The 22240-nt window shown below is 65.9% G+C and carries 21 protein-coding genes; 3 read left to right on the top strand and 18 right to left on the bottom strand.

The features are described from left to right. Window positions 1–29 precede the first annotated feature (29 nt). The 3 genes from PIB44_RS07930 to PIB44_RS07920 all read right to left on the bottom strand — a co-directional run bounded on the left by PIB44_RS07930 (window position 30) and on the right by PIB44_RS07920 (window position 3726). Window positions 30–593: a DUF1003 domain-containing protein gene (locus PIB44_RS07930; protein ID WP_025977042.1), complete on the bottom strand. Its 564-nt coding sequence runs from the start codon at window positions 591–593 to the stop codon at window positions 30–32. Between the two features lie 113 nt (window positions 594–706). Further along, complete coding sequence (locus PIB44_RS07925; protein WP_278068944.1) at window positions 707–3007, bottom strand: glycoside hydrolase family 65 protein; 2301 nt, start codon at window positions 3005–3007, stop codon at window positions 707–709. Further along, complete coding sequence (locus tag PIB44_RS07920) at window positions 3004–3726, bottom strand: HAD family hydrolase (RefSeq protein WP_278068943.1); 723 nt, start codon at window positions 3724–3726, stop codon at window positions 3004–3006. Before PIB44_RS07920 ends, PIB44_RS07925 begins: the two co-directional genes overlap by 4 nt. Window positions 3727–3853: 127 nt before the next feature. Between PIB44_RS07920 and PIB44_RS07915 the strand changes: the two genes are divergently transcribed. The 3 genes from PIB44_RS07915 to PIB44_RS07905 all read left to right on the top strand — a co-directional run bounded on the left by PIB44_RS07915 (window position 3854) and on the right by PIB44_RS07905 (window position 8396). Then, on the top strand, window positions 3854–4855 hold the full coding sequence (locus PIB44_RS07915) for a zinc-dependent alcohol dehydrogenase family protein (protein ID WP_278068942.1): 1002 nt from the start codon (window positions 3854–3856) through the stop codon (window positions 4853–4855). A 167-nt stretch (window positions 4856–5022) separates the two neighbouring features. After that, window positions 5023–6063 carry a zinc-dependent alcohol dehydrogenase family protein gene (locus PIB44_RS07910; RefSeq protein ID WP_278068940.1) on the top strand — a complete coding sequence of 347 codons (1041 nt, stop codon included), beginning with the start codon at window positions 5023–5025 and terminating at the stop codon, window positions 6061–6063. A gap of 320 nt (window positions 6064–6383) precedes the next feature. Beyond that, entirely contained in the window at window positions 6384–8396 is a 2013-nt protein-coding gene (locus PIB44_RS07905; RefSeq protein WP_278068939.1) for a TonB-dependent receptor, read from the top strand. Window positions 8397–8582: 186 nt separating this feature from the next. Here the strand turns inward: PIB44_RS07905 and gcvA are convergent, their stop codons facing one another. The 15 genes from gcvA to lipA form a co-directional block, all read right to left on the bottom strand. Continuing rightward, entirely contained in the window at window positions 8583–9539 is a 957-nt protein-coding gene (gene gcvA, locus PIB44_RS07900; protein ID WP_278068938.1) for a transcriptional regulator GcvA, read from the bottom strand. A 1-nt stretch (window position 9540) separates the two neighbouring features. Further along, window positions 9541–10542 carry a cysteine synthase A gene (locus PIB44_RS07895; protein WP_278068937.1) on the bottom strand — a complete coding sequence of 334 codons (1002 nt, stop codon included), beginning with the start codon at window positions 10540–10542 and terminating at the stop codon, window positions 9541–9543. Window positions 10543–10608: 66 nt separating this feature from the next. Further along, a complete protein-coding gene (lpdA, locus tag PIB44_RS07890; protein WP_278068936.1) occupies window positions 10609–12015 on the bottom strand; it encodes a dihydrolipoyl dehydrogenase in 1407 nt (468 codons plus the stop codon). A 2-nt stretch (window positions 12016–12017) separates the two neighbouring features. After that, on the bottom strand, window positions 12018–12497 hold the full coding sequence (locus tag PIB44_RS07885; RefSeq protein WP_278068935.1) for a glutathione peroxidase: 480 nt from the start codon (window positions 12495–12497) through the stop codon (window positions 12018–12020). A 15-nt stretch (window positions 12498–12512) separates the two neighbouring features. Continuing rightward, window positions 12513–13781, bottom strand: coding sequence for a pyruvate dehydrogenase complex dihydrolipoamide acetyltransferase (locus PIB44_RS07880; protein ID WP_278068934.1), 1269 nt, complete (start codon window positions 13779–13781; stop codon window positions 12513–12515). After that, the gene (locus tag PIB44_RS07875) at window positions 13781–14098 is read right to left on the bottom strand and encodes a DUF5076 domain-containing protein (RefSeq protein ID WP_278068933.1); all 318 of its coding nucleotides are present in this window, start codon (window positions 14096–14098) and stop codon (window positions 13781–13783) included. Before PIB44_RS07875 ends, PIB44_RS07880 begins: the two co-directional genes overlap by 1 nt. Then, the gene (locus tag PIB44_RS07870) at window positions 14095–15450 is read right to left on the bottom strand and encodes a pyruvate dehydrogenase complex E1 component subunit beta (protein ID WP_278068932.1); all 1356 of its coding nucleotides are present in this window, start codon (window positions 15448–15450) and stop codon (window positions 14095–14097) included. Before PIB44_RS07870 ends, PIB44_RS07875 begins: the two co-directional genes overlap by 4 nt. A gap of 3 nt (window positions 15451–15453) precedes the next feature. Next, the gene (gene pdhA / locus PIB44_RS07865) at window positions 15454–16482 is read right to left on the bottom strand and encodes a pyruvate dehydrogenase (acetyl-transferring) E1 component subunit alpha (RefSeq protein ID WP_025977005.1); all 1029 of its coding nucleotides are present in this window, start codon (window positions 16480–16482) and stop codon (window positions 15454–15456) included. 112 nt (window positions 16483–16594) lie between these two features. Further along, window positions 16595–16915: an FtsB family cell division protein gene (locus PIB44_RS07860; protein WP_035302209.1), complete on the bottom strand. Its 321-nt coding sequence runs from the start codon at window positions 16913–16915 to the stop codon at window positions 16595–16597. 152 nt (window positions 16916–17067) lie between these two features. Further along, window positions 17068–18345, bottom strand: coding sequence for a phosphopyruvate hydratase (gene eno, locus PIB44_RS07855; RefSeq protein WP_134580740.1), 1278 nt, complete (start codon window positions 18343–18345; stop codon window positions 17068–17070). 81 nt (window positions 18346–18426) lie between these two features. After that, window positions 18427–19032 carry a hypothetical protein gene (locus tag PIB44_RS07850; protein WP_134580739.1) on the bottom strand — a complete coding sequence of 202 codons (606 nt, stop codon included), beginning with the start codon at window positions 19030–19032 and terminating at the stop codon, window positions 18427–18429. 112 nt (window positions 19033–19144) lie between these two features. Continuing rightward, window positions 19145–19327 (bottom strand): 50S ribosomal protein L32, encoded by a 183-nt coding sequence (gene rpmF, locus PIB44_RS07845; RefSeq protein WP_024352840.1) that lies wholly within the window; start codon window positions 19325–19327, stop codon window positions 19145–19147. A gap of 148 nt (window positions 19328–19475) precedes the next feature. Continuing rightward, window positions 19476–20597: an NAD(P)/FAD-dependent oxidoreductase gene (locus tag PIB44_RS07840; protein WP_278068930.1), complete on the bottom strand. Its 1122-nt coding sequence runs from the start codon at window positions 20595–20597 to the stop codon at window positions 19476–19478. A 4-nt stretch (window positions 20598–20601) separates the two neighbouring features. Beyond that, window positions 20602–21054 (bottom strand): type II toxin-antitoxin system RatA family toxin, encoded by a 453-nt coding sequence (locus PIB44_RS07835; protein WP_025977000.1) that lies wholly within the window; start codon window positions 21052–21054, stop codon window positions 20602–20604. A 4-nt stretch (window positions 21055–21058) separates the two neighbouring features. After that, entirely contained in the window at window positions 21059–22033 is a 975-nt protein-coding gene (gene lipA / locus PIB44_RS07830) for a lipoyl synthase (RefSeq protein ID WP_278068929.1), read from the bottom strand. Between the last annotated feature and the right edge of the window lie 207 nt (window positions 22034–22240).

Below are 22240 nucleotides of genomic sequence, written 5' to 3'. Positions count from 1 at the left end.
GGACTGAACCGATCCCGCTTAGAAGTCCTCTACCCGGCGGGCGGGCGCGAGGCAGCGTCCAGCAGACGGGTTAGAAGCGCTATCTGATCCTCTTGGCGGCGGATCAGTTGCTCCATGTCCTGGCTGCGCATCTGGTCCAATTTGTCGTGAAGCGCGATGATCTCGATCTCGGCCTTGAGGTTGACTTCATAGTCGTGCGCCGCGTCCAGGCGGTCCTTCAGGGCCTGGCGGTTCTGACTCATCATAATGATCGGGGCCTGGATTGCGGCCAACATCGAGAGCAGAAGATTGAGAAAGATAAAGGGGTAGGGATCAAACGCCCTGGCCGCCAGCAAGCTGTTAAGGCCGACCCAAGCCGCCAGGACCAGACCAAAACCAATAATAAAGCCCCATGAGCCGCCGATTGACGCCACGCGATCAGCCAGTCTCTGCCCAAAAGTCAGCGCCTGTGTGAAATCGGCGTTCGTATCGAGGGCGATCGTTCGGCGCGCCTTGGTGCGTTTCAGCACACGGCGTTGACGTTCAGTGAGCTTGTCTGGCGCAAGATTGAACCATCGATGCGCTGCTGTCGCCAGATCCCATGGGTCGGACATGTCGGGTCTCCCAAAGCGCCAGGCCGTCTCGCGCCGGTAGGGGCATGGTTCGGAGTGACTGGCTTGAATATAAAGAGCGCCCCAAGGGCGCGCGATTGCTCATGGGCAGGCCCTCAACTGGCGTTCTTCACTCCAGCGAGGCCGTCGAGAAGGACCTCGAGCGGACAGCCGGGATCCAGCGCCAGATCCCTCTCCTCGACACGGGCGGCCATCGACGCTCCGCGCTCAAGGACGAGCGTCAGACGATTTGTCTGCTCAATTTCGCACCGGACCTGGCGGCCCCGCCATTGGAGCCTGAAGGCCATTCGGGTCCATCCAGGCGGAAGGCGAGGGGCGAAGCTGATCGCCTCCTCCCCATAGGCGACGCCCGCAAAACCGTGGATAGCGGTCATCCAGAGGCCCCCCAGAGCGCCGATGTGAACGCCGCCGCCGATGGCTGCTGCTGCGTCGGCCAGGTCGATGGCCGCCGTCCGATGAAAATAGTCCAGGGCCTTGTCGGTCTCGCCCAGGCGGGCGGCGACCAACCCGTGTAGGGCGGTGCTCAAGGAGCTGCCGTGGCCGCAGCGGGGCTCGTAGTAGGAGAAGTTTCTTTTGCCCGCGTCTTCGACGAAGACGTCGGGCAAAAGAGCCAGCAGGGCGAGTACGTCCGCCTGCTTGATCACCTGGCTTCGTCGCGTCCGCTCTCGTCCCAGTACAATGTCCATCGGCACGCTGCGTCCCGCATATCGGGAAAGATCGATCGGCTCCAGGTCGAAGAAACCCGCGAACTGCTCGTAGAGGCCGGCGCCCGGGTCGAAGCCGGTCTCTATCGTCTCGGCCGCGATGCGCCACTGGTCGATTTCGCCCGCCTCCAATTCCAGTTGGTCGGATAGTTCTGTCCAACGCCGGGGCCACCGACTCTGAAGAAGGGAGGCCGCTTCGATCCCGCGATAGATGTTCCAACGCGCCATAAGATTGGTGAAGGCGTTGTCGTCGATCCCCTCGTGATATTCGTCTGGTCCGATCACATTGCGGATGTGGCGGCGACCGTCCGGCTCTGGAACGGCGCGGCTGACCCAGAACCGCGCGGTCTCCAGCAAAATTTCAGCGCCCGCTTCGCGTAAAAATCCCTCATCCCCGGTGGCGATCCAATACCGCCATACGCCGTAGGCCACATCCGCGCTGATGTGCTGCTCCCGCGTTCCGGTCAGGATGCCGAGAACCTGGCGATCCGGCGCGATGGAGAAGGGCGGGGCGGCCTCATCTCCGGTGTCGGCCGCCTCCCATGCGTACAGGGCGCCGCGCCAGCCCAGGCGCGCCGCCTTCCGCCGGGCGGCCTGCAGAGTGTGGAAGCGATACATTAGCAGAGCACGCGCCGCTTCGGGCCAGACGGCGCAGTAAAAGGGCAGCAGAAAGATCTCCGTATCCCAGAAGACATGCCCCCCATAGTCGCTCCCTGTGAGCCCCCGAGCGCCAATGGAGACATGGGCGTCGCTTGGATTGGCGGCGCTGTTGAGATGGTATGCGGCGAAGCGCAGGGCGCGCTGGGCTTCGGGGTCGCCGTCGATCTCAATGGCGCTGCAGGCCCAGCGCTCTGACCAGGCCGTCTCATGATCCGCGACCAGGCCTGCCGGACCGCGCTGGACGGCCCGGCTAAGCGCTGAATGCGCGGCGGCGGCGGCGTCATCGCCAGCGCGGGCGACACTGACTATGCGCTGGAACTCCACCACCTGACCGGGCTGGGTCTTCCATGCCCAGACGGAGCGCAAGGGGCCAACCGTTCTCGGCGCTGACGTCCATCCATCGATCGTCAGAGTCGGGGCCGTTGTGATGGCGATTTCGATGCCCGACCGTCGCGTTCGCCACAGCGTCAGGCCCGGCTCAATGACGCGGTGAACCAGGCCGTGATGCGCCCCGTCGAGCGACGCTTCCAGGACGACCTCCTGCGCGCCGTCCAGCATGTCCATCCGGATCAGCTGAAGTCCTATGGCACGATCGCTGAACGACACGAGACGAAGCGTGCGGGTGCGGGCGCGCAGGCCACCGACGACATGGATGCAATCGCTGAGGACCATCCCGCGGCGCATGTCCAGCTCCATCCTGTGGGATGGCGCGTCAGCCGGGTCCTCGACGAAGCCGACGCCGTCGATCTGGAGATGCACCTGCAGCCAGTCCGCGATGGGCAACAGCACAGGGACGCCGCCAGCTTCGCCAGTGCGGTCGAAAAGGCCCGCCACATAGGCGGCGTTCGGGAAGGCCCCCCGGCGGCCCCGCGTGAAGGATCGCTCGCCCCTGATTCCGAGAAAGCCGTTGCTGACGGCGAAACGCGAGGCTTGGCTGCTTTCACGCAGGGGGTCGTAGCCCACCTGCGACAGCCGCCACGTCGGATCGGCGGTTGGGGCGAAAACGGCTTCGGGGACCCAGACGCGGCTCATGCGCAAGCGTCCATCCACAGGCCGCTCGTCAGGCCTTCGATATCAACCGCGTCTAGACTGGACACGACGCGACAGGCGCCGGCTGCGCGGAGGGGGCCGGCGTCGCCCGATCGCGCCACGCCCAGGGCCAGGGCGCTCGCAGCGCGGGCCGCCGTCACGCCCGTCGGCGCGTCTTCTACGACCAGGCAGGCCCGCGGCGGGGTCCCGAGTTCAGCGGCGGCGCGCAGGACGATCCAGGAATCCGGTTTTCCGGGACCGTCGTCACAGCCGTTCAGATTGACGCTGAAGCATTCTAGCAAGGACCCGCCGTCCGAGCGCTTGCAGCGTCTCAGCATGGCGTCTGCGTTGCGGGATGCGGAGGCGACCGCCATCGGCAGGCCGGCCGCAGCGGCGCGCTCGACGAAACGCAGCCCATCCAGAAAGGGCCGAACGCCGCCGCTTCGGATCAGGGCCTCCAGTCGGGCCTGTTTGCGGACGGCATAGGCGTCAGCCTCGCCTTCGGCGTTCGCGACGCCTAGGGCTTCTAGAGCGGAAACAGCGCCTTGCAATCGAGGCTTCCCGGCGACCTGTTCCCGGTAGATCCGAGAGGTGAACCGCGAAGGATCGGCAAGCCCCGTCAGAGCTTCGCGCCAGGCCTGCTCATGAGGAGAATCCAGCAAGACGCCGTCGACGTCCAGGATCAGGGCGCGCACCCGAAACCGATGGCGGCCTGCGTTCAAGGTTTCGCCTCCCATGGGCCGAGCGAGAAAACGAGCGACCTCGCGGTTGTCGAGTCTGAGGTCTGCCGCGAGCCGCCGCCTTGACGATGGTCAAGGCGAGGATGGGGAAACAGAGTCTCATGAGGCGATGATCGCCATGTCTCTGTCTGCGCCCGGCATGCGGCTCGTCGAGGTCGCCCGACCGGACCCCGAACCGGGGCCGGGCGAGGTCCGATTGCAGGTCCGGGCCTGCGGCGTGTGTCGGACAGATCTTCATGTCGTGGACGGCGACCTTCCTTCCCTGAGACGCCCGCTTGTTCCCGGTCACGAAGTCGTCGGGATTGTGGAGGCTGTCGGCCGGCAGGCGCAGGGGCTCAGGATCGGGGACCGGGTCGGCGCTCCCTGGGTCGCCCAGACTTGCGGTTTGTGCCGATACTGCCGGGATCGAGAGGAGAACCTGTGCGATCATCCCGCCTTCAACGGCTGGACCCGCGACGGCGGCTACGCCGACCAGATGATCGCTCGCGCGGATTACTGCCTTCCCATCCCATCAGCCCTGGGCGATGTCGAGGCGGCGCCCCTGTTGTGCGCCGGCCTGATCGGGTTTCGAGCCTGGCGCAAGGCCTGCGAGCACAGGCCGGTGCGTCATCTGGGACTCTACGGCTTCGGCGCGGCGGCCCATCTTCTGGCGCAACTGGCGATTTTCGAGGGACAGTCCGTCTACGCCTTCACGCTGCCCGCCGACGCTGCCGCCCAGGAGCTTGCGCTCACGCTTGGCTGCAGCTGGGCGGGCGGCTCTGATGAAGCGGCGCCCGTCGCCCTCGATGCAGCCGTTATCTTTGCGCCGGTCGGAGACTTGGTTCCCCTCGCGCTCAAGGCGGTGCGCAAGGGCGGCGTCGTTGTCTGCGGAGGCATCTGCATGAGCGATATACCTTCGTTTCCCTATGCCTTGCTGTGGGAGGAACGACGGCTCGTCTCGGTCGCCAACCTGACCCGCCAGGACGGCAGAGACTATCTTGCCCGCGCCGCGCGGGCCGGCGTGCGCCCCACGGTCACGACCTATCCGCTGTCCCGCGCTAATCAGGCGCTTGACGACCTGCGCCGCGGCGCCTTTGTCGGGGCAGGGGTGCTGATTCCGGCAAGCAGATGATTTCTCTGTTGGCCAGTCTGGATGGGCGGACTGCCGCCTGCGTTCGAATTCGGCCCGCGGATCGCAAAACTTGACGTCGATCAAGTGAGGACTGGCGCCAAGGCGTGATGATGGGGCCAAGCCGCCTGGTGATGCGGCTTTTCGATATCATGCCGGAGGAGGCCGCTATGAAGGCGCTTGTCTACAAAGGGCCCGGCCAGAAGGCGCTCGAGGACCGTCCAATCCCCGTAATCCAGGCTCCTGACGACGCCGTCGTCAAGATGGTCAAAACCACGATTTGCGGCACCGATCTGCATATTCTCAAGGGGGATGTTCCCACCTGCGCGCCGGGGCGGATTCTGGGCCATGAAGGCGTGGGGATCATCGAAACGGTCGGCGCAGCCATCACGACTTTCAAGCCGGGGGACCGGGTTCTGATCTCCTGCATCTCGTCCTGCGGAAAATGCGAATACTGCCGCCGGGGCATGTATTCCCATTGCTCGACGGGCGGTTGGATCCTGGGAAACGCCATTGACGGGACCCAAGCCGAATACGTTCGAATCCCTCACGCGGAGACCAGTCTCTATCCTCTGCCTGGTGGTGCGGACGAGGAGGCGATGGCGATGCTCAGCGACATTCTGCCGACGGGCTTCGAATGCGGGGTTCTAAACGGCAAGGTCGCGCCGGGCGCGAGCGTCGCCATCGTCGGGGCGGGGCCGATCGGGCTGGCCGCTCTGCTGACCGCCCAACTCTACTCTCCCGCCGAGATCATCATGATCGATCTCGATGACAACCGTCTGGACGTTGCGCGTCGCTTCGGCGCTACGCAGACAATCAACAGCAGCGCCGTCGATGCCGCCGACCAGGTTTTGAAGCTCACCGGAGGGCGCGGCGTCGATACCGCGATTGAAGCGGTGGGCATCCCGGCCACCTTTGAACTGTGCGAGTCCCTGGTGGCTCCCGGCGGCGTCATCGCGAACATCGGCGTCCACGGCAAGCCGGCCCAGCTGCACCTGGAAACCCTATGGTCGCGCAATATCGCCATCACGACCAGGCTGGTCGACACCTCGACGACGCCGATGCTCATGAAGACGGTGCAATCCGGAAAGATCGACCCGACCCGCCTGATCACGCACCGGTTCGCGCTCGACCAAATCCTGGAGGCTTATGACGCTTTCGGCCGCGCGGCCGAGACCAAGGCGCTGAAGGTGATCATCAACGCGGGCTGAAGCATCCGGCCTTGGCGACAGGATCCCGCTCAGACAGAACGGGCGGGCCCGTCCGGGCGCCGCTGTGTGCTAGCGGGGCAAGGCATCCCGGTGCTTTTCAAAGACGGGTCAGGACAGGGTCGCGCGTGGTTATGTGAACGAGGTCATCGGGCGGCGCCCTCATCCTTGTGACGGCGGCGGGACATACAGAGGCCGAGTGGGCATCCATCGTGGCTCGGATGGAAGCCAAGGGCACGCCGGCATCGGCGGACGACATCGACGCCGTCATCGCGTATCTCGCTAAGGCCTTGCCGCCCAGGTAGCGTCTCAGGAGAAGTAGAGTGCTCGAGTCTCAGCCGGTTTCCGTGGACGAAGTCGTGGTCACAGCGGCGCGTCTGCCGCCGGCGGCGGGGGAGGCGGCATTTTCGGTCGTGCGGCTGGATGGGCGGACGCTGGATCGCTCGGCGCGGCTGGACGAGGCTCTGGCCACCGTGCCGGCGGTCTCCCTGTTCCGACGCACCACCAGCCTGTCCGCCAATCCGACGACCCAGGGGATCTCCCTTCGCGCCATCGCGCCGTCAGGGGCGGGGCGCACCCTGGTGACTCTGGACGGCGTGCCGCTGAATGATCCGTTCGGCGGCTGGGTCCTGTGGTCGCAACTGCCGACCGAGGCTCTGGAAAGCCTCGATATCGTGCGCGGCACCGGGGCCGGTCCCTATGGCGCGGGCGCGCTGACCGGGGTGATCCAGCTGCGCGAACGGGAACGCGGCGGCGTGGTGGACGCCTCGATCGCCGAAAGGGGCGGGGCGCGCCTGGCCGGGGCGGGCGGGCTCGACGCCGGCCCTCTGCGCCTGACGGGCTCGGCCCTTTATGAGACCAGCGACGGCTATACGCCCGTACGCGGCGCGGCGGCGGGCGCGGCGGACACCCCGCTGGATCTTGAGACGAAGGCGGCGGCGCTGCGGCTGGACGCGCCGCTGGGCCGGGCCAGTCTATCGCTGCGCGCCTCGGCCTATGACGAAGAGCGCGGCTCGGGCCTCATGGGCGCGCGGTCCAGCGCCAGCGGCCACCTGTTGTCGGCGACAGCGGCACAGCGGCCGCAGGACGGCGACTATGGCTGGCGATTGCAGGCCTGGCGACGCGCGAGCGACTTCGCCAACACCTCCGTCGCGGTGGCGGCGGACCGCAACGCGACCACGCCCGCCAATGATCAGTATGAGACGCCCGCGACCGGCTGGGGCGTCAACGCCGCGCTGCGCCGCGCCTCGCGCAACGTGGCGGGCGGACGGCTGGAATGGGAGTTGGGCGCCGACGCCCGCTTCAACGAGGGCGAGACCCGCGAACGCTTCCGCTTCATGGACGACGCCTTCACCCGCGACCGCGTGGCGGGCGGCGAGACCTCGGTGGCGGGTCTGTATGGCGAGGCGTCGTGGCGCGACGACCTGTGGCTGATGGCCGGGGGCCTGCGTCTGGACGGCTGGAAGAACACGAACGGCCGCCGTCTGGAGCGTGATCGGGCCAACGGCGCGGCGACCCTGGACGAGACCGATCCCGACCGCTCAGGCGAGGTGGTCAGCGCGCGTCTGGCGGCGCGGCGTTTCCTCGGCGGCGGCTGGGCGGGGCGGGCGGCGGCCTATTCCGGATTTCGGCCCGCCACCCTGAACGAGTTGCACCGCCCATTCCGGGTCGGCAACGACCTAACCGAGGCCAACGCCGCCCTGGTCCCCGAGACCCTTCAGGGCGTGGAGGCGGGGCTGGCCTATGAGGGGCCGATCGCGGCTTTCGGCGCGACCCTGTTCTGGAACCGGATCGAGGACGCCATCGTCAACGTGACCATCGGCGAGGGCCCGGGGACCTTCCCGCGCGCGGGCTTTGTTCCGGCCGGCGGCGTGCTGCGCCAGCGTCAGAACGCCGGGACCATCGAGGCGACAGGGATCGAGCTGACGGCGCGCCGCAGCCTGCCCGGCGGTCTGAGCCTGAACGGCGCCGTTTCCGTCACCGACGCCCGCATGGACGGCGGCTCGGCGGCGCCGCAGCTGACGGGCCTGCGTCCGGCCCAGGCGCCGATCTGGAGCGCCACAGCCGGCCTGGACTGGCGCGCCAGCGACCGCCTGACCCTGGCCGCCCAGGCTCGCTATGAGAGCAAACGGTTCGAAGACGATCTGAACAGCCGCGTTCTGGACGCCGCCGTCGTGGTGGACGCGCGCGCCGAATGGAGGCTGACGCCCGCCATGATCTGGGTCGCCGCCGACAACCTGTTCGACGAAGGGGTCGAGGTGTCCGAGACGGGAACGGGTGTCGAGGGCTACAGCCCGCCGCGCACCCTGCGCCTGGGCGTCCGCTGGAGCTATTGAGCGTCACGACAGACCGGGTTGTAAGCTTTGTCTGGATGGCCTTGCGAACGGAGTGGCTGCATTTTTTCGGCCTCATCCATCCCTTCGTCCGCGAGAGACGATCCGGCGAGGATCGGACTGAAGGGGAGCATTCAGGTCCCTTTCATTTCGCATAATATACCTTAGGCGACAATCGGATCTAACTCCCTACAGATCGTCCACTCCGGCCTCAGCCGCTGCGCGCACTTCGTCTTTCAGCCAGGTCACGAACGTCCGTGCGGCCGCCGTAGCCCCGCTGCGTTTGATTAGGACGTGGTACGCGAAATCGGTCGTCAAGGCTCCATCGGCGAACGGCGCTACCAGTCGGCCAGCCGCCAGGTCGTCGGCGACGAAGGCGTATGGCGCCAGAGCGACGCCCTGACCGTGAGCCGCTGCTTCGATCGCCAGGGCTGTCTGATCGAAACGCGGTCCAGCCTGAACATCGATGTCGCCCAGCCCGCGTGCTTTCAGCCAGGCGCTCCAATCCGGGCGCGGCTCTTCCAGTTCGCTGGGCCTCAGGTGGATCAACACATGCTGCGCCAGATCAGCCGCTTTTCGCAGCGGCCTTGAGCCCGCCATCAGGCTGGGCGCGCAAACCGGCGTTACGTCGGCGTTCAGAAGATATTCGGATCGCACGCCAGCATAATCGCCCCGGCCATAGCGCACCGCGACATCGACCCGGCCTCCGCTGACGTCAGCCAGCCGCATGTCGGCCGACATCCAGACCTCGACCTCGGGATGGGCTGCCGAGAAGCGCGCAATGCGCGGCGCCAGCCATTTGGCGGCGAACGACGGCGGCACGCTGATCGACAGGGCGTGGCGACGCTCTGGACGATAGAGCAGGTCCCCTGCCCGTTTCAGATAGTCGAAGCCGTCGCGCAGCAAAGGATAGAGCTCGGCGCCCAGCTCAGTCAGGGCGATCTGACGGCCATCGCGGTGAAACAGAGGCGCTCCGGCGTGTTCCTCGAGGATGCGGATCTGCTGGCTGACGGCGCCGGGCGTGACGGACAGTTCCTCGGCCGCGCGAGTGATGTTCAGGCGTCTGGCCGCCGCCTCGAACGCCTTGAGCGCATTCAGCGGCGGGATGCGGCTTTCCTGCGCGGATGGGGTCTTGCGGCGCGTCATCTCAGCTCATCCACTGGGGCGTGGGCAGGTTTCGAGCGGCCAGGAAGGCCGGGTCATAGATCTTGCTGCCGTAGCGCTGGCCAGAGTCGCACAGCACCGTCACGATGGTGCGGCCGGGGCCAAGATCGCGGGCCAGTCGGATGGCGCCGGCGATGTTGACGCCGCTGGACGGGCCAAGCGACAGGCCTTCTTCTCTCACCAGGTCGAACAGGATTGGCAGGAATTCGGCGTCTTCGATCCGATAGGCATGGTCGACTGACAGGCCCTGCAGATTGCCCGTGATGCGGTTGACGCCGATGCCCTCGGCGATGGAAGTCCCCTCGCCTTTCAGCACGCCCTCGGTGAACCAGCTGTAGAGCGAGGCGCCCGGCACGTCGGCCAGACCGATGCGCACATCAGCCTTGCGTTCGCGCAGATAGGCGGCCGTGCCCGCAAGGGTTCCGCCCGAACCGACGGCGCAGATGAAGGCGTCGACGCGGCCGTCGGTCTGTTTCCAAATCTCCGGGCCGGTGGCCTCATAGTGGGCCAGGCGGTTGGCCTGATTGTCGAACTGGTCGGCGTAGAAGGCGCCGTTCGGTTCGCTTTCGTTCAGTTCTTCTGCAAGACGCCGTGAAAAATGGACGAAGTGGTTGGGGCTGGCGAAGGGCGCCGGATCGACCTCGATCAGGCGCGCGCCATGAAGGCGGACGGCGCGTTTCTTCTCTTCGGTCTGGGTGCGCGGCATGACGATGACGACGGGGTGGCCCAGGGCCACGCCAACCAGCCCCAGGCCCACGCCCGTGTTGCCGGCCGTGCCTTCGACAATTGTCCCGCGGGGCCTGAGAGCGCCAGACGCCCGCGCGGCCCGGATGATGCTGAGCGCGGCGCGATCCTTGATCGAGCCCCCGACGTTCAGAAACTCGGCCTTGCCCAGAATTTCACAGCCCGTCGCCTCCGAGGCGCGCTTGAGGCGCACCAGAGGCGTGTTGCCGATCAGGCCGAGGACGTCAGGCGCGACAATCATGGAAAATCCGAACCATGGGGAGGAGCGCTCCTCTTAGCCACAGTTCAGATTTTCTAACAACCGGCCTTAGATGTGGATGACGCGTCCATAGGCGTCGAGCGCGGCCTCGTGCATGGCCTCGGACATGGTCGGGTGCGGATAGACGATGCCGTGGATGTCTTCCTCGGTCGCTTCCATCGTAATGGCGGTCACGTAGCCCTGGATCATCTCGGTGACGTCAGCGCCGATCATGTGGGCGCCGATCAGGGCGCCGGTCTTGGCGTCGAAGATGACCTTGACGAAGCCTTCCGTCTCGCCCGCCGCGATGGCTTTGCCGTTCACCTTGAAGGGGAAGCGGCCGATCTTGACCTCGCGCTTCTCGGCGCGGGCTCCCTGCTCCGTCACCCCGACCGAGGCGACCTGCGGCTGGGCGTAGGTGCAGCCGGCGATAGGCGAGTTGACGTTCGGCGTCTTGTAGCCGGCGATGTGCTCGGCGGCGTGAATGCCTTCGTGGCTGGCCTTGTGCGCCAGCCAGGGCGCGCCGGCGCAATCGCCGATGGCGTATAGGCCCTTCACATTGGTCTGGCAGTGGCTGTCGGTCTTGATATGGCCGCGGTCCAGTTCGACGCCCAGCGCCTCAAGGCCGATGCCGTCGGTGTTGGCGGTGATGCCGACGGCCGAGATGCAGACCTCGGCCTCCAGGCTTTCGACCTTGCCGTTGACTTCAAGATCGACCTTCACACCCTTGGAATCCTTGGAGACCTTCGTCACCTTGGCGCCGAGCTTGAACTCGATGCCGCGCTTTTCGAAGCCCTTCTGAGCGGCCTTGGAGACCTCCTCGTCTTCGACCGGCATGATGCGGTCGACGGCTTCAACGACCGTCACCTCTGCGCCCAGGGCGCGATAGAAGCTGGCGAACTCAATGCCGATGGCCCCCGAGCCGATGACCACGAAGGTCTTGGGCAATTTCTTCGGCGCCAGCGCGTCGCGATAGGCCCAGATCTTGTCGCCGTCGGCCTCAAGCCCGATCTGCGGCAGGGCGCGGGCGCGGGCGCCGACGGCCAGCATAACGGTCTTGGCTTCGATCGTGCGCGAGCCGCCGGCCTTCAGAGCCACGACGACCTTGGGCGCAGCGGTGCCTTTCTGAAGCTTGGCCTCGCCCTCGATGACCTCGATCTTGTTCTTCTTCATCAGGAAGCCCACGCCCTGATTCAGCTGTTTTGCCACGCCGCGCGAACGCTGGATGATGGCGTCGAAGTCGAAGGACGCGCCCGAGGCGGACAGGCCGTAGTCCTTCAGGTGCGACAGGCTCTCGTACTTCTCGCCCGACTTCAGCAGGGCCTTGGTCGGGATGCAGCCCCAGTTCAGGCAGATGCCGCCGAGGTTCTCGCGCTCGACGATGGCGACCTTCTGGCCCAGTTGGCTGGCGCGGATGGCCGCGACGTAACCGCCGGGGCCCGAGCCGATGACGACGAGATCAAATTCAGCAGCCATGATCAGATCAACTTTTCGATGTCGGCCTTGATGGCCTCAGGTTCAGTCTGGGGCGAATAGCGCGCGACGACGCGGCCTTCGCGGTCGGTCAGGAACTTGGTGAAGTTCCACTTGATGGCGCGCGAGCCGAGGAAGCCCCTCTTCTGCTCCGTCAACCAGGCGTATAGAGGGTGGCGTTCCGGCCCATTGACCTCGACCTTGTCGAACAACGGGAAGGTCACGTCGAAACTGCTGGCGCAGAAAGCCACGATTTCCGCCGCCCTGCCCGGCTCCTGCTGGCCGAACTGGTTGCAGGGAAAGCCCAGGACTTCGAACGGCGCGTCAATCAGATCGCGATGCAGCTTCTCCAGCCCGGCGTATTGGCCGGTGAAGCCGCATTTCGACGCCGTATTGACGATCAGCAGCGCCTGACCGCGAAAGCGGTCCAGCGACACGTCCGCGCCATCGATGGCCCGGGCGGAGAAGTCATAGACGGACGCCATGACCTCTCGGCTCCCTTACGCCAGCATCGCCACGGGATCTTCGATCAGCGGCTTGAACACCTGCAGGAAGCGAGCGCCCGTCGCGCCGTCGACCACGCGGTGATCGCAGGTCAGGGTGACGGTCATGACCGTGGCCACGGCCAGTTGACCGTCCTTGACGACCGGGCGTTGTTCGCCGGCGCCCACGCTCATAATGCAGCCCTGCGGCTCATTGATGATCGAGGTGAACTGCTTGATGCCGAACATGCCCAGGTTGGACACCGAGAAAGTGCCGCCCTGGAACTCTTCCGGCTTCAGCTTGCGCTCACGCGCGCGCTTGGCCAGGTCCTTGGACTCGGTCGCGATCTGGGCCAGGCCCTTGGTCTCGGCCTTGCGGATGATCGGAGTGATCAGGCCGCCGTCGATCGCCACCGCCATCGAGACATCGGCGTTGTGGTGCATGGCGATGCCTTCGGGGGTGTAGGAGGCGTTGGCCTCCGGCACCATCTTCAGCGCCAGAGCGGCCGCCTTGATGACGAAGTCGTTGACGGAGACCTTGATCCCCTGCGGCTCCAGCATCTTGTTGACCTTGGCGCGAACGGCCATCAGCTGGTCGATCTCGACGTCGATGAAGAGCGGGAAGTGCGGCACGTTCTGAACGCTGTCCACCATGCGGCGGGCGACGGCCTTCTTCATACCGTCCAGCGGGATCAGGTCGTAGGTTCCGTCCGCAATGCCCATCTGAGCCAACGACAGAGCCTTGCGCGGTTCAGCCGAGGTCGCGGGCGCGGCAGCGGCGGCCGGTTGAGCGCCGCCCTTGCCCGCGGCTTCCACGTCGCGCTTGACGATACGGCCGTGCGGACCGGTGCCCTTGACGGTCTTCAGGTCCAGACCGGCCTGGGCGGCCAGACGGCGCGCCAGCGGCGAGGCGAAGATGCGTCCGCCGTCGTCACACTTCGGCGCGGCCGGAGCGGACGCGGTCTCAGCCTTGGGAGCTTCCGTCTTCGGTGCTTCAGCCTTGGGGGCCTCTGCCGTAGCGTCAGCCTTCTTGGGCGCAGGCGCCACGTCGTCGCCGGACAGGCGGGCGATCGGCGTGTTGACCTTCACGCCCTCAGAGCCTTCCGGCACCAGGATTTCCAGCACTTCGCCTTCATCGACAGCTTCGACTTCCATCGTCGCCTTGTCGGTCTCGATTTCGGCGATCACGTCGCCGGCCGAGACGGTGTCGCCGACCTTGACGTGCCACTTGGCCAGCACGCCCTCTTCCATCGTCGGGGACAGGGCGGGCATCAGGATATCGGTCATCAGGCGTTCCCCGCTTGCGGTGAAACCGGCTCGGCGACGGTGCGGACGTTATCGGCCTTGATCACGTCGCTGAGCCCTTGAAGGATGCGGTCATAGGCGGCCTTCTCATTGTGGCCGTGACGCACGGCGTAGCCATGCGCCATGTGCCGCGCGGCGTAAGCCAGCAGTTCCCCGAACTTGATGGGGTCGGCGAAGGCGGGCTTCACCGACATCACCGGCTCGTTGTTCGACCACCACATGCGCAGCAGCTCGACCGCAGCGGCGTCAGCAGCGACGCTGTCCGGCACGGCCAGTTCGAACTCTGCGGCCTCCCTCACGCCATCACCTTCTTCACGGCGGCGACGATCTTGTCGACGCCCGGCAGAGACAGGGCCTCCAGGTTGGCGGCGTAGGGCAGCGGCACGTCTTCCTGGTGCACGCGCAGCGGCGGGGCGTCCAGGTAGTCGAAGGCGTGCTCGATCACGCGGGCGACCACTTCGGCGCCGACGCCCATCGGACCCCAGCCCTCTTCGGCCGAGACCAGGCGGTTGGTCTTCTTGACGCTCTCGACGATGGTCTCGTGATCCAGCGGACGCAGGGTGCGAATGTCGACGACCTCGACCGAAATGCCCTCGCCGGCCAGTTGTTCGGCGGCCTGCAGGGCGAAGCCGACCATGCGGCTGTGGGCCGTGATGGTGACGTCCGTGCCTTCGCGGCGAACCTTGGCTTTGCCGATCGGCACGATGTAATCCTCGACGTCCGGGACGTCGAACTCGTGGCCGTACATCATCTCGTGTTCGAGGAAGACGATCGGGTTCGGGTCGCGGATCGCGGCCTTCAGCAGGCCCTTGGCGTCGGCGGCGTCATAGGGCGCCACGACCTTCAGGCCCGGGATCTGAGCGTACCAGGCGGAATAGTCCTGGCTGTGCTGGGCCGCCACGCGCGAGGCCGCGCCGTTGGGGCCGCGGAACACGATGGGACAGCCCATCTGGCCGCCCGACATGTACAGCGTCTTGGCCGCCGAGTTGATGATGTGGTCGATCGCCTGCATGGCGAAGTTCCAGGTCATAAACTCGACAATCGGCTTCAAGCCCGCGAAGGCGGCGCCGACGCCCAGGCCGGCGAAGCCGTGCTCGGTGATCGGGGTGTCGACCACGCGGCGGTCGCCGAATTCCTGCAACAGGTCGCGGCTGACCTTATAAGCCCCCTGATACTGGGCGACTTCCTCGCCCATCAGGAAGACGTTCTCGTCGCGGCGCATCTCTTCGGCCATGGCGTCGCGCAGGGCGTCGCGGATGGTCGTCTTCACCAGCTTGGCGTCCGCCGGAATTTCCGGGTCACGCAGTTCGACCTTGGGCTTCGCCGGGGCGTCGGCAGGCGCGCCTTCAGCCTTGACCTCGGGGGCGGCGGCCGCAGCAGCCTCGGCCTTGGGCGCGGGCGCAGCAGCGCCGTCTTCGCCCGCCAGGCGCGCAATCGGCGTATTGACCTTCACGCCCTCGGAGCCTTCCGGCACCAGGATTTCGAGGACCTCGCCCTCATCGACGGCTTCGACTTCCATCGTCGCCTTGTCGGTCTCGATCTCGGCGATCACCTGACCGGCCGACACGACGTCGCCAGTCTTGATGTGCCACTTGGTCAGCGTGCCCTCTTCCATCGTGGGAGACAGCGCCGGCATCAGAATGTCCGTCACGTATCAGGCCTCCACGTAGACGTCGGTGTAGAGCTCGGACGGATCCGGCTCAGGGCTTTCTTGAGCGAACTGCACAGCTTCGGCGACGATGGCCTTCACCTCGTTGTCGATCGCCTTCAGCTCTTCCTCGGTCGCCTTGGCGGCGGCGAGCAGCATCTTGATGTGGTCGATCGGGTCGCGGGTCTTCTTGACCTCGTCCACCTCTTCCTTAGTCCGGTACTTGGCGGGGTCGGACATCGAGTGGCCGCGATAGCGGTAGGTCTTCACTTCAAGGATATAGGGGCCTTCGCCGGCGCGGGCGCGGGCCACGGCGCGGGCGGCGGCGTCGCGTACGGCCAGCACGTCCATGCCGTCGACCTGTTCGCCCGGGATGCCGAAGCTGGCGCCGCGCTGATACAGCTCGGTCGTCGAGGACGAGCGCTCGATGCTCGTGCCCATGGCGTACTGGTTGTTCTCGATGATGTAGATGGCCGGCAGCTTCCACAGCTGGGCCATGTTGAAGCTCTCGTAGACCTGGCCCTGGTTGGCCGCGCCGTCGCCGAAATAGACGAAGCTGACCGAGTCGTCGCCGCGATACTTGCCCGCGAAAGCCAGGCCGGTGCCCAGCGCCACCTGGGCGCCGACGATGCCGTGGCCGCCGTAGAATCCGGTCGGCACGTCGAACATGTGCATCGACCCGCCCTTGCCGCGCGCTGAGCCGCCGATACGGCCGGTCAGCTCGGCCATGACCTCATTGGGATCCATGCCCGCGGCCAGCATGTGGCCGTGGTCGCGATAGCCGGTGATGATCTTGTCGTAGCCCTGCTTGACGCTCTCCTGAACGCCGACGGCCACGGCTTCCTGACCGATGTACAGGTGGCAGAAGCCCCCGATCAGGCCCATGCCGTACAACTGGCCCGCGCGCTCTTCGAAGCGTCGGATCAGGACCATCTCGCGATAGAAACGCAGCAGGTCTTCCTTGGAAGCCTGAGGCGTATTCGGAATCTTGTCGCCCGCGCTGGGCGAGTTTTTCTGAGCGGCGGCTTTCGCCATCCGGCATCTCCCGGCTTACACCCCTGTATCAGGGACTCTTATCGTTACGGAAAGGGGCTTTAGCAGCCTTCGTTCCCGAAACCAAAGCAGCCGGCTACGCTGTAACAATAGTTCAGGAGGCGCGCGTCGCCTCAGAGGCGCGTCCTGCGGGGCCGTTCAGCCGCACGACATAGTCGCGGGGGTCAGCGAAGCCGATGACCGCCCTCGCCCGCTCTTCCAGCAGGTCCCTGGAAAGGCTCTCGGTGCGCAGATACCGGACACGCACTTCCAGATCCTGACGCTGCTCATTCAGGCGGGCCAGCTGAGCCTGGCGCTTGGCCAATAGGGCGTCGCGCTCCGAACCGCTTAGCAGGCCGCGCTCACCCGTCAGGGCCTGCACGCCCAGATAGGCGATCAGCAGCAGCAACAGCACAGTCGGCAGGTATGGCTTCATCTGCTCGGGCACAACGGACGCTCCTTCTGAGCGCGCACAAACACGGTGACCTATCAGTGACCGAAAATGCCTAACGAACCGTAGCTTGGCCGTAATTGCGAACGCCGCCCCCGAGGTTCGGAGGCGGCGCCCGGACATCTTCGTGATGAGACTTACTTCAGCAGCATGCCGTCGCCGAAATAGGCGGCCTGGTCGCCCAGCATCTCTTCGATGCGCAGCAGCTGGTTGTACTTCGCGGTCCGGTCCGAACGGGCCAGCGAGCCGGTCTTGATCTGACCGCAGTTGGTGGCCACGGCCAGGTCGGCGATGGTGGAGTCCTCGGTCTCGCCCGAACGGTGCGACATGACGGCGGTGTAGCCCGCACGGTGGGCCATATCGACGGCGTCCAGCGTTTCGGACAGGGTGCCGATCTGGTTCACCTTGATCAGGATGGAGTTAGCCAGACCTTCGCCGATGCCGGCGGCCAGACGGCGCGGGTTGGTCACGAACAGGTCGTCGCCGACCAGTTGCACCCGGTCGCCCAGACGGTCCGTCAGCAGCTTCCAGCCGTCGAAGTCGTCTTCGGCGCAGCCGTCCTCGATCGAGACGATCGGGAAGCGCTCGACCAGGTCGGCCAGGTAGTTGACCATGCCCTCGGCGTCGAAGGACTTGCCCTCGCCGGTCAGTTCATACTTGCCGTTCTTGAAGAACTCGGTCGAGGCGACGTCCAGCGCCAGGTGGAAGTCCTCGCCCGCCAGATAGCCGGCCGCCTGACCCGCCTTGGTGATGAAGGTCAGGGCTTCGTCGGCCGAAGCCAGGTTCGGGGCGAAACCGCCCTCGTCGCCGACGTTGGTGTTGTGACCGGCATCCTTCAGCGCCTTCTTCAGCGCGTGGAAGATTTCGGCGCCCATGCGCAGGCCTTCCGAGAAGCTCTCGGCGCCGGTCGGCATGATCATGAATTCCTGGATGTCGATCGGGTTGTCGGCGTGGGCGCCGCCGTTGATGATGTTCATCATCGGCGTCGGCAGGATGCGGGCCGAGACGCCGCCGATGTAGCGGTGCAGGGGCAGGCCGGCCGAAATGGCGCTGGCCTTGGCCACGGCCAGCGACACGCCCAACATGGCGTTGGCGCCCAGGCGCGACTTGTTCTCGGTGCCGTCCAGTTCGATCAGGGCATCGTCGATGCGGCGTTGGTCCTCGGCGTCCATGCCGGACAGGGCGTCGAAGATTTCGCCGTTGACGGCGTCGACCGCCTTCTCGACGCCCTTGCCGCCCCAGACGTCCATGTCGCCGTCGCGCAGCTCAACGGCTTCATGCGCGCCCGTCGAAGCGCCCGACGGCACCGCCGCGCGGCCGAAGCTGCCGTCTTCCAGCATCACATCCACTTCAACCGTCGGATTGCCCCGGCTGTCGAGGATCTGGCGGGCGACGATGTCGACGATGTCGGTCATGAAAGACACTCTGTAGTGAATGGTGGGAGTTGTTCGAGGCGTTTAGCCCGACCGTGCGGAATCTCCAACCGCCGCCCGCGATCAGGAACATCCCTCGACATACTGAATGCTGGGCCCGCCCGCGTGAATGAAGGCGACCTTGCCGTCCTGACCGATCTCGAAACGCAGGCCGCGGGCAGCGGGGTCCATGACGTGGGTGTTCAACAGATCGTTTCTGCCCGGCCAGATGGTGACATAGGCGGCCGGCGCGTCCTGATACTTGTGAGGCGTCGCTTCGGCGGCGGCGCCGTAGAGAGCCTTCACCTGCTCGCCGTCAGAGCCGACGCCAATCCCGGTCTCGGTCTTCACATCCGATCCCTTGATGGCGGTCAGGCGCGTCAGGACGCCCTGCTCCAGCATGACCAGAACGCCCTTGGGGCCGCGCGGCGGCTGATACTGACGGCATTCCGAAGGCTCGGCGTCGGCGGCGTTTGCGGGAGGCGGGCCGACGGCGGCGTCCACCTCAGCCTGGGTCATGCCGATTCGCAGCGGCCCATAACCCTGAGGCGTCAGAACATCCGCAGCAGCCGTCGGGGCCGCTGGAACAGAAACAGGGGATTCGGCTTCAGGCGTTTTGGCGGTTTCCGGAGCGTTGCAGGCGGCCAAGGCCAACAGGGCGACGGAACTGAGGACGGCGTTACGGATCATGAATGGCGCTCTTGTCTGGGACACGCCGGCCATAACGCACGAAAACGGCGCGCGATGTCATCGCGCGCCGTCAAAACTTTCGCCCGGCCGAAGCCGGTCAGACCCGAAAGACTTAGTCTTCCTGCTGGGTCAGGACCTGACGGCCTTTGTACATGCCGGTCTTCAGGTCGATGTGGTGCGGACGACGCAGTTCGCCAGTGTCCTTGTCTTCGACATAGGTGTTGGCGCCCAGGGCGTCATGAGCGCGACGCATGTTGCGACGCGAGGGGGAAGTTTTGCGCTTCGGAACGGCCATGTCCGTCTCAATCTCTAAGTCGGTGCGCCGGTAAAGACGCGAAAACAACAGCGGCGGCCCCCCGATAAGAGCCGCCACGCGAGGCCGGGCTTATGCATGAAGACGCAGCCGATTTCAAGACCCTCGGAACCGTCAGTTCCAATGGTCGTCAAACCCTTGACGTCAGGCTTTGCGCCACGGCCTCGCCGATGGCCAGCGAGCTGGTCAGACCGGGGCTTTCGATGCCGAAAAGCGCCACCAGCCCGTCGATTCCGTGATTCGCTGCGCCGTGAAGCTGGAAGTCAGGCTGGGGCTCGCCCGGCCCGTGCAGCTTGGGCCGGATGCCCGCGTAGTCGGGCGTCAGTCGCTCGATCGTCACGCCCGGCCAGAAGCGGCGGATGTAGCGGGCGAACCCTTCCGCCTTGGCCGGATCGACGGAATAGTCCTCAGTCTCGACATAGGCCAGATCGGGGCCAAACACGCCCTGCCCGCCCAGGTCCTTGCGGTAGTGAGTGCCCAGCGCGCCGGGAATCGGCGGCGGATAGATCAGACGGTTGAACGGCGCCGCCCCCGTCAGGCGGAAGTAGATTCCCTTGCCCAGATGGCGCGCAGGAATATCCGCCGTCGGATAGCCCTCGATTCGAGCCGCGACATCCTGAGCCGACAGGCCGGGCGCAGTGATCAGAAGGCGACTGGTCAGGGTCATCGCCCCCTCCCCGCCCACGCGAATTGAAAAGCCGCCGACCGGCAGGCTTTCGGCGCCTTCGAACGGCGCCGAGACGACGACCGAGCCGCCCGCGTCCTCGATCTCGCCCTGTAGCGCCAGCATGTAGCCGTGACTGTCGAACACGCCGCTCTCGGGCGACAGGATGGCGGCGTGGGCGCTCAGTTCCGGCTCCAGCGCCCGCGCCTGCGCGCCGGTCAGGTGCTCCAGGTTCTCGACGCCATTGGTCACGGCCTGCTGGAAGATGGCCTCGATGCGTTCGACCTCGGCTTCCTCGGTCGCCACGACCAGCTTGCCGCACTTCCAGTGATCGATTTTGCGGCTCTCCAGGAAGTCATAGAGGGCGCGCCGCCCTTCGACGCAGAACTTCGCCTTCAGCGACCCGGTCGGGTAGTACAGCCCGCCGTGGATCACCTCGGAATTGCGCGAGGAGACGCCCTGGCCGATGTGCGGCTCCTTCTCCAGAACCAGCACCGTCAGGCCGCGCCGCGACAGCGCCCGTCCGCAGGCCAGCCCCACAGCCCCCGCGCCCACGACCGTCGCATCGAAGTCGAAAGGCGCGCCCATGGTCTTACCTCTTGCCGTAGAGGGCCTTGGCGCGGCCCTCGAAACACTGGATCAGCTTGTCGACCGCCCGGTCGAAGTTCGCCTGAAGCATCATGTCCAGCATGCGCGACTTGAAGGCGAAGTCGATAAAGAATTCCAGGCGCGTCCCCTGGGGGTGCGGATGGAACTCCCAGCGGTTCTTCAGGTGTTTGAACGGGCCGCGGATCAGGCCGACCTCAACCTTGGGCGCATGGACGTCATGGCGGACCCAGGTCGAGAACTTCTCGGTCAGGAAGGCGAAGCCGACGCCGGCCTCGGCGTCCAGCAGATGCAGGCCCGGCGCCTCGTCGCGCACGTTCCAGACGCGCATGGAGGTGATCCACGGCACGAAGTCGGGATAGGCGCGCACGTCCGCCACCAGGGCGGCGAGCTGTTCCGGCGCATAGGGCAGAATGCGCGTTACGCGATGGACGGCCAAAGGATCAGCGGCCGTTCCGGGACGACAGCTGAGCCTCGCGCGCCGCCTTCAACCGGGCGAAGTCGTCGCCCGCGTGGTGCGACGAGCGCGTCAGCGGCGAGGACGACACCATCAGGAAGCCCTTGGCCCGCGCGATCGCCTCATAGGCCTTGAATTCTTCCGGCGTGACGAAGCGGTCGATCGGGGCGTGCTTGCGCGTCGGCTGCAGGTACTGGCCGATAGTGATGAAGTCGACGCCGGCGGACCGCATGTCGTCCATCACCTGCATGACCTCTTCCTTGGTCTCGCCCAGGCCGACCATGATGCCGGACTTGGTGAACTGGTTCGGGTCGCGCTCCTTGACCATCTGCAGCAGGCGCAGCGAGTGGAAGTAGCGGGCGCCCGGCCGGATCTTCAGATAAAGGCGCGGAACCGTCTCGAGGTTATGGTTGAAGACGTCGGGCGTGGCGTCGATCATCACCTCGGCCGCGCCGTCCTTGCGCAGGAAGTCAGGCGTCAGGATCTCGACCGTGGTGTTCGGCGCCTGCAGGCGGATCTGGCGCACCACTTCGGCGAAGTGGGCGGCGCCGCCGTCCGACACGTCATCGCGGTCCACTGAGGTGATGACGACGTGGTTCAGGCCCATCTGGGCCACGGCCAGGCCAACCTTGGCGGGCTCTTCCGGGTCCAGCGGCTGCGGCAGGCCGGTCTTGACGTTGCAGAAGGCGCAGGCCCGCGTGCAGGTGTCGCCCATGATCATCAGGGTGGCGTGCTTCTGGCTCCAGCACTCGCCGATGTTCGGGCAGGCGGCCTCTTCACAGACCGTCACCAGCCCCTTGGAGCGAACGATCTCCTTGGTCGCGTTATACTGGCCCGAGCCGGGCGCCTTCACGCGCAGCCAGTCCGGCTTTTTCAGCACGACCGAATCCGGCCGGTTCTGCTTTTCCGGGTGACGAAGCTCGGACGGCTTCTTCTGCAAGGTGTCGATCAGCGTGACCATTGTCGGTGGTCTGAATCCTGTTTTCGAGGGCGGCCGGATTTCCGATGCTATGTCGGCTTTCCGTAGTGCAAACGCAAGGCACACTGCGTTTCAGTCCGACGCCGGAACAGCCTCACGCGGCGTTACGCATCTTTTCAAGCAGACCTTACGTCACTAGGTTCCGGCCTCTTGTAACCGAGAGGGCCGTCTTTAGAGCCCTCCGAAGGA

Origin of the sequence: Brevundimonas sanguinis (assembly GCF_029636725.1) — a bacterium.
GTDB lineage: Bacteria > Pseudomonadota > Alphaproteobacteria > Caulobacterales > Caulobacteraceae > Brevundimonas > Brevundimonas sanguinis.
This window is presented reverse-complemented; position numbering and strand designations above follow the sequence as displayed.

Bases quoted from the DNA above. Each gene is read 5' to 3' on its own strand.
- PIB44_RS07895 (WP_278068937.1), bottom strand. From the start codon at position 10,542: ATGATTGTCGCGCCTGACGTCCTCGGCCTGATCGGCAACACGCCTCTG.
- PIB44_RS07885 (WP_278068935.1), bottom strand. From the start codon at position 12,497: ATGGCGTCCGTCTATGACTTCTCCGCCCGGGCCATCGATGGCGCGGAC.
- PIB44_RS07925 (WP_278068944.1), bottom strand. From the start codon at position 3,007: ATGAGCCGCGTCTGGGTCCCCGAAGCCGTTTTCGCCCCAACCGCCGAT.
- PIB44_RS07880 (WP_278068934.1), bottom strand. From the start codon at position 13,781: ATGACCGATATCCTGATGCCCGCCCTGTCCCCGACGATGGAAGAGGGC.
- PIB44_RS07860 (WP_035302209.1), bottom strand. From the start codon at position 16,915: ATGAAGCCATACCTGCCGACTGTGCTGTTGCTGCTGCTGATCGCCTAT.
- lpdA (WP_278068936.1), bottom strand. From the start codon at position 12,015: ATGGCTGCTGAATTTGATCTCGTCGTCATCGGCTCGGGCCCCGGCGGT.
- PIB44_RS07930 (WP_025977042.1), bottom strand. From the start codon at position 593: ATGTCCGACCCATGGGATCTGGCGACAGCAGCGCATCGATGGTTCAAT.
- PIB44_RS07840 (WP_278068930.1), bottom strand. From the start codon at position 20,597: ATGGGCGCGCCTTTCGACTTCGATGCGACGGTCGTGGGCGCGGGGGCT.
- pdhA (WP_025977005.1), bottom strand. From the start codon at position 16,482: ATGGCGAAAGCCGCCGCTCAGAAAAACTCGCCCAGCGCGGGCGACAAG.
- PIB44_RS07850 (WP_134580739.1), bottom strand. From the start codon at position 19,032: ATGATCCGTAACGCCGTCCTCAGTTCCGTCGCCCTGTTGGCCTTGGCC.
- eno (WP_134580740.1), bottom strand. From the start codon at position 18,345: ATGACCGACATCGTCGACATCGTCGCCCGCCAGATCCTCGACAGCCGG.
- rpmF (WP_024352840.1), bottom strand. From the start codon at position 19,327: ATGGCCGTTCCGAAGCGCAAAACTTCCCCCTCGCGTCGCAACATGCGT.
- lipA (WP_278068929.1), bottom strand. From the start codon at position 22,033: ATGGTCACGCTGATCGACACCTTGCAGAAGAAGCCGTCCGAGCTTCGT.
- gcvA (WP_278068938.1), bottom strand. From the start codon at position 9,539: ATGACGCGCCGCAAGACCCCATCCGCGCAGGAAAGCCGCATCCCGCCG.
- PIB44_RS07915 (WP_278068942.1), top strand. From the start codon at position 3,854: ATGATCGCCATGTCTCTGTCTGCGCCCGGCATGCGGCTCGTCGAGGTC.
- PIB44_RS07910 (WP_278068940.1), top strand. From the start codon at position 5,023: ATGAAGGCGCTTGTCTACAAAGGGCCCGGCCAGAAGGCGCTCGAGGAC.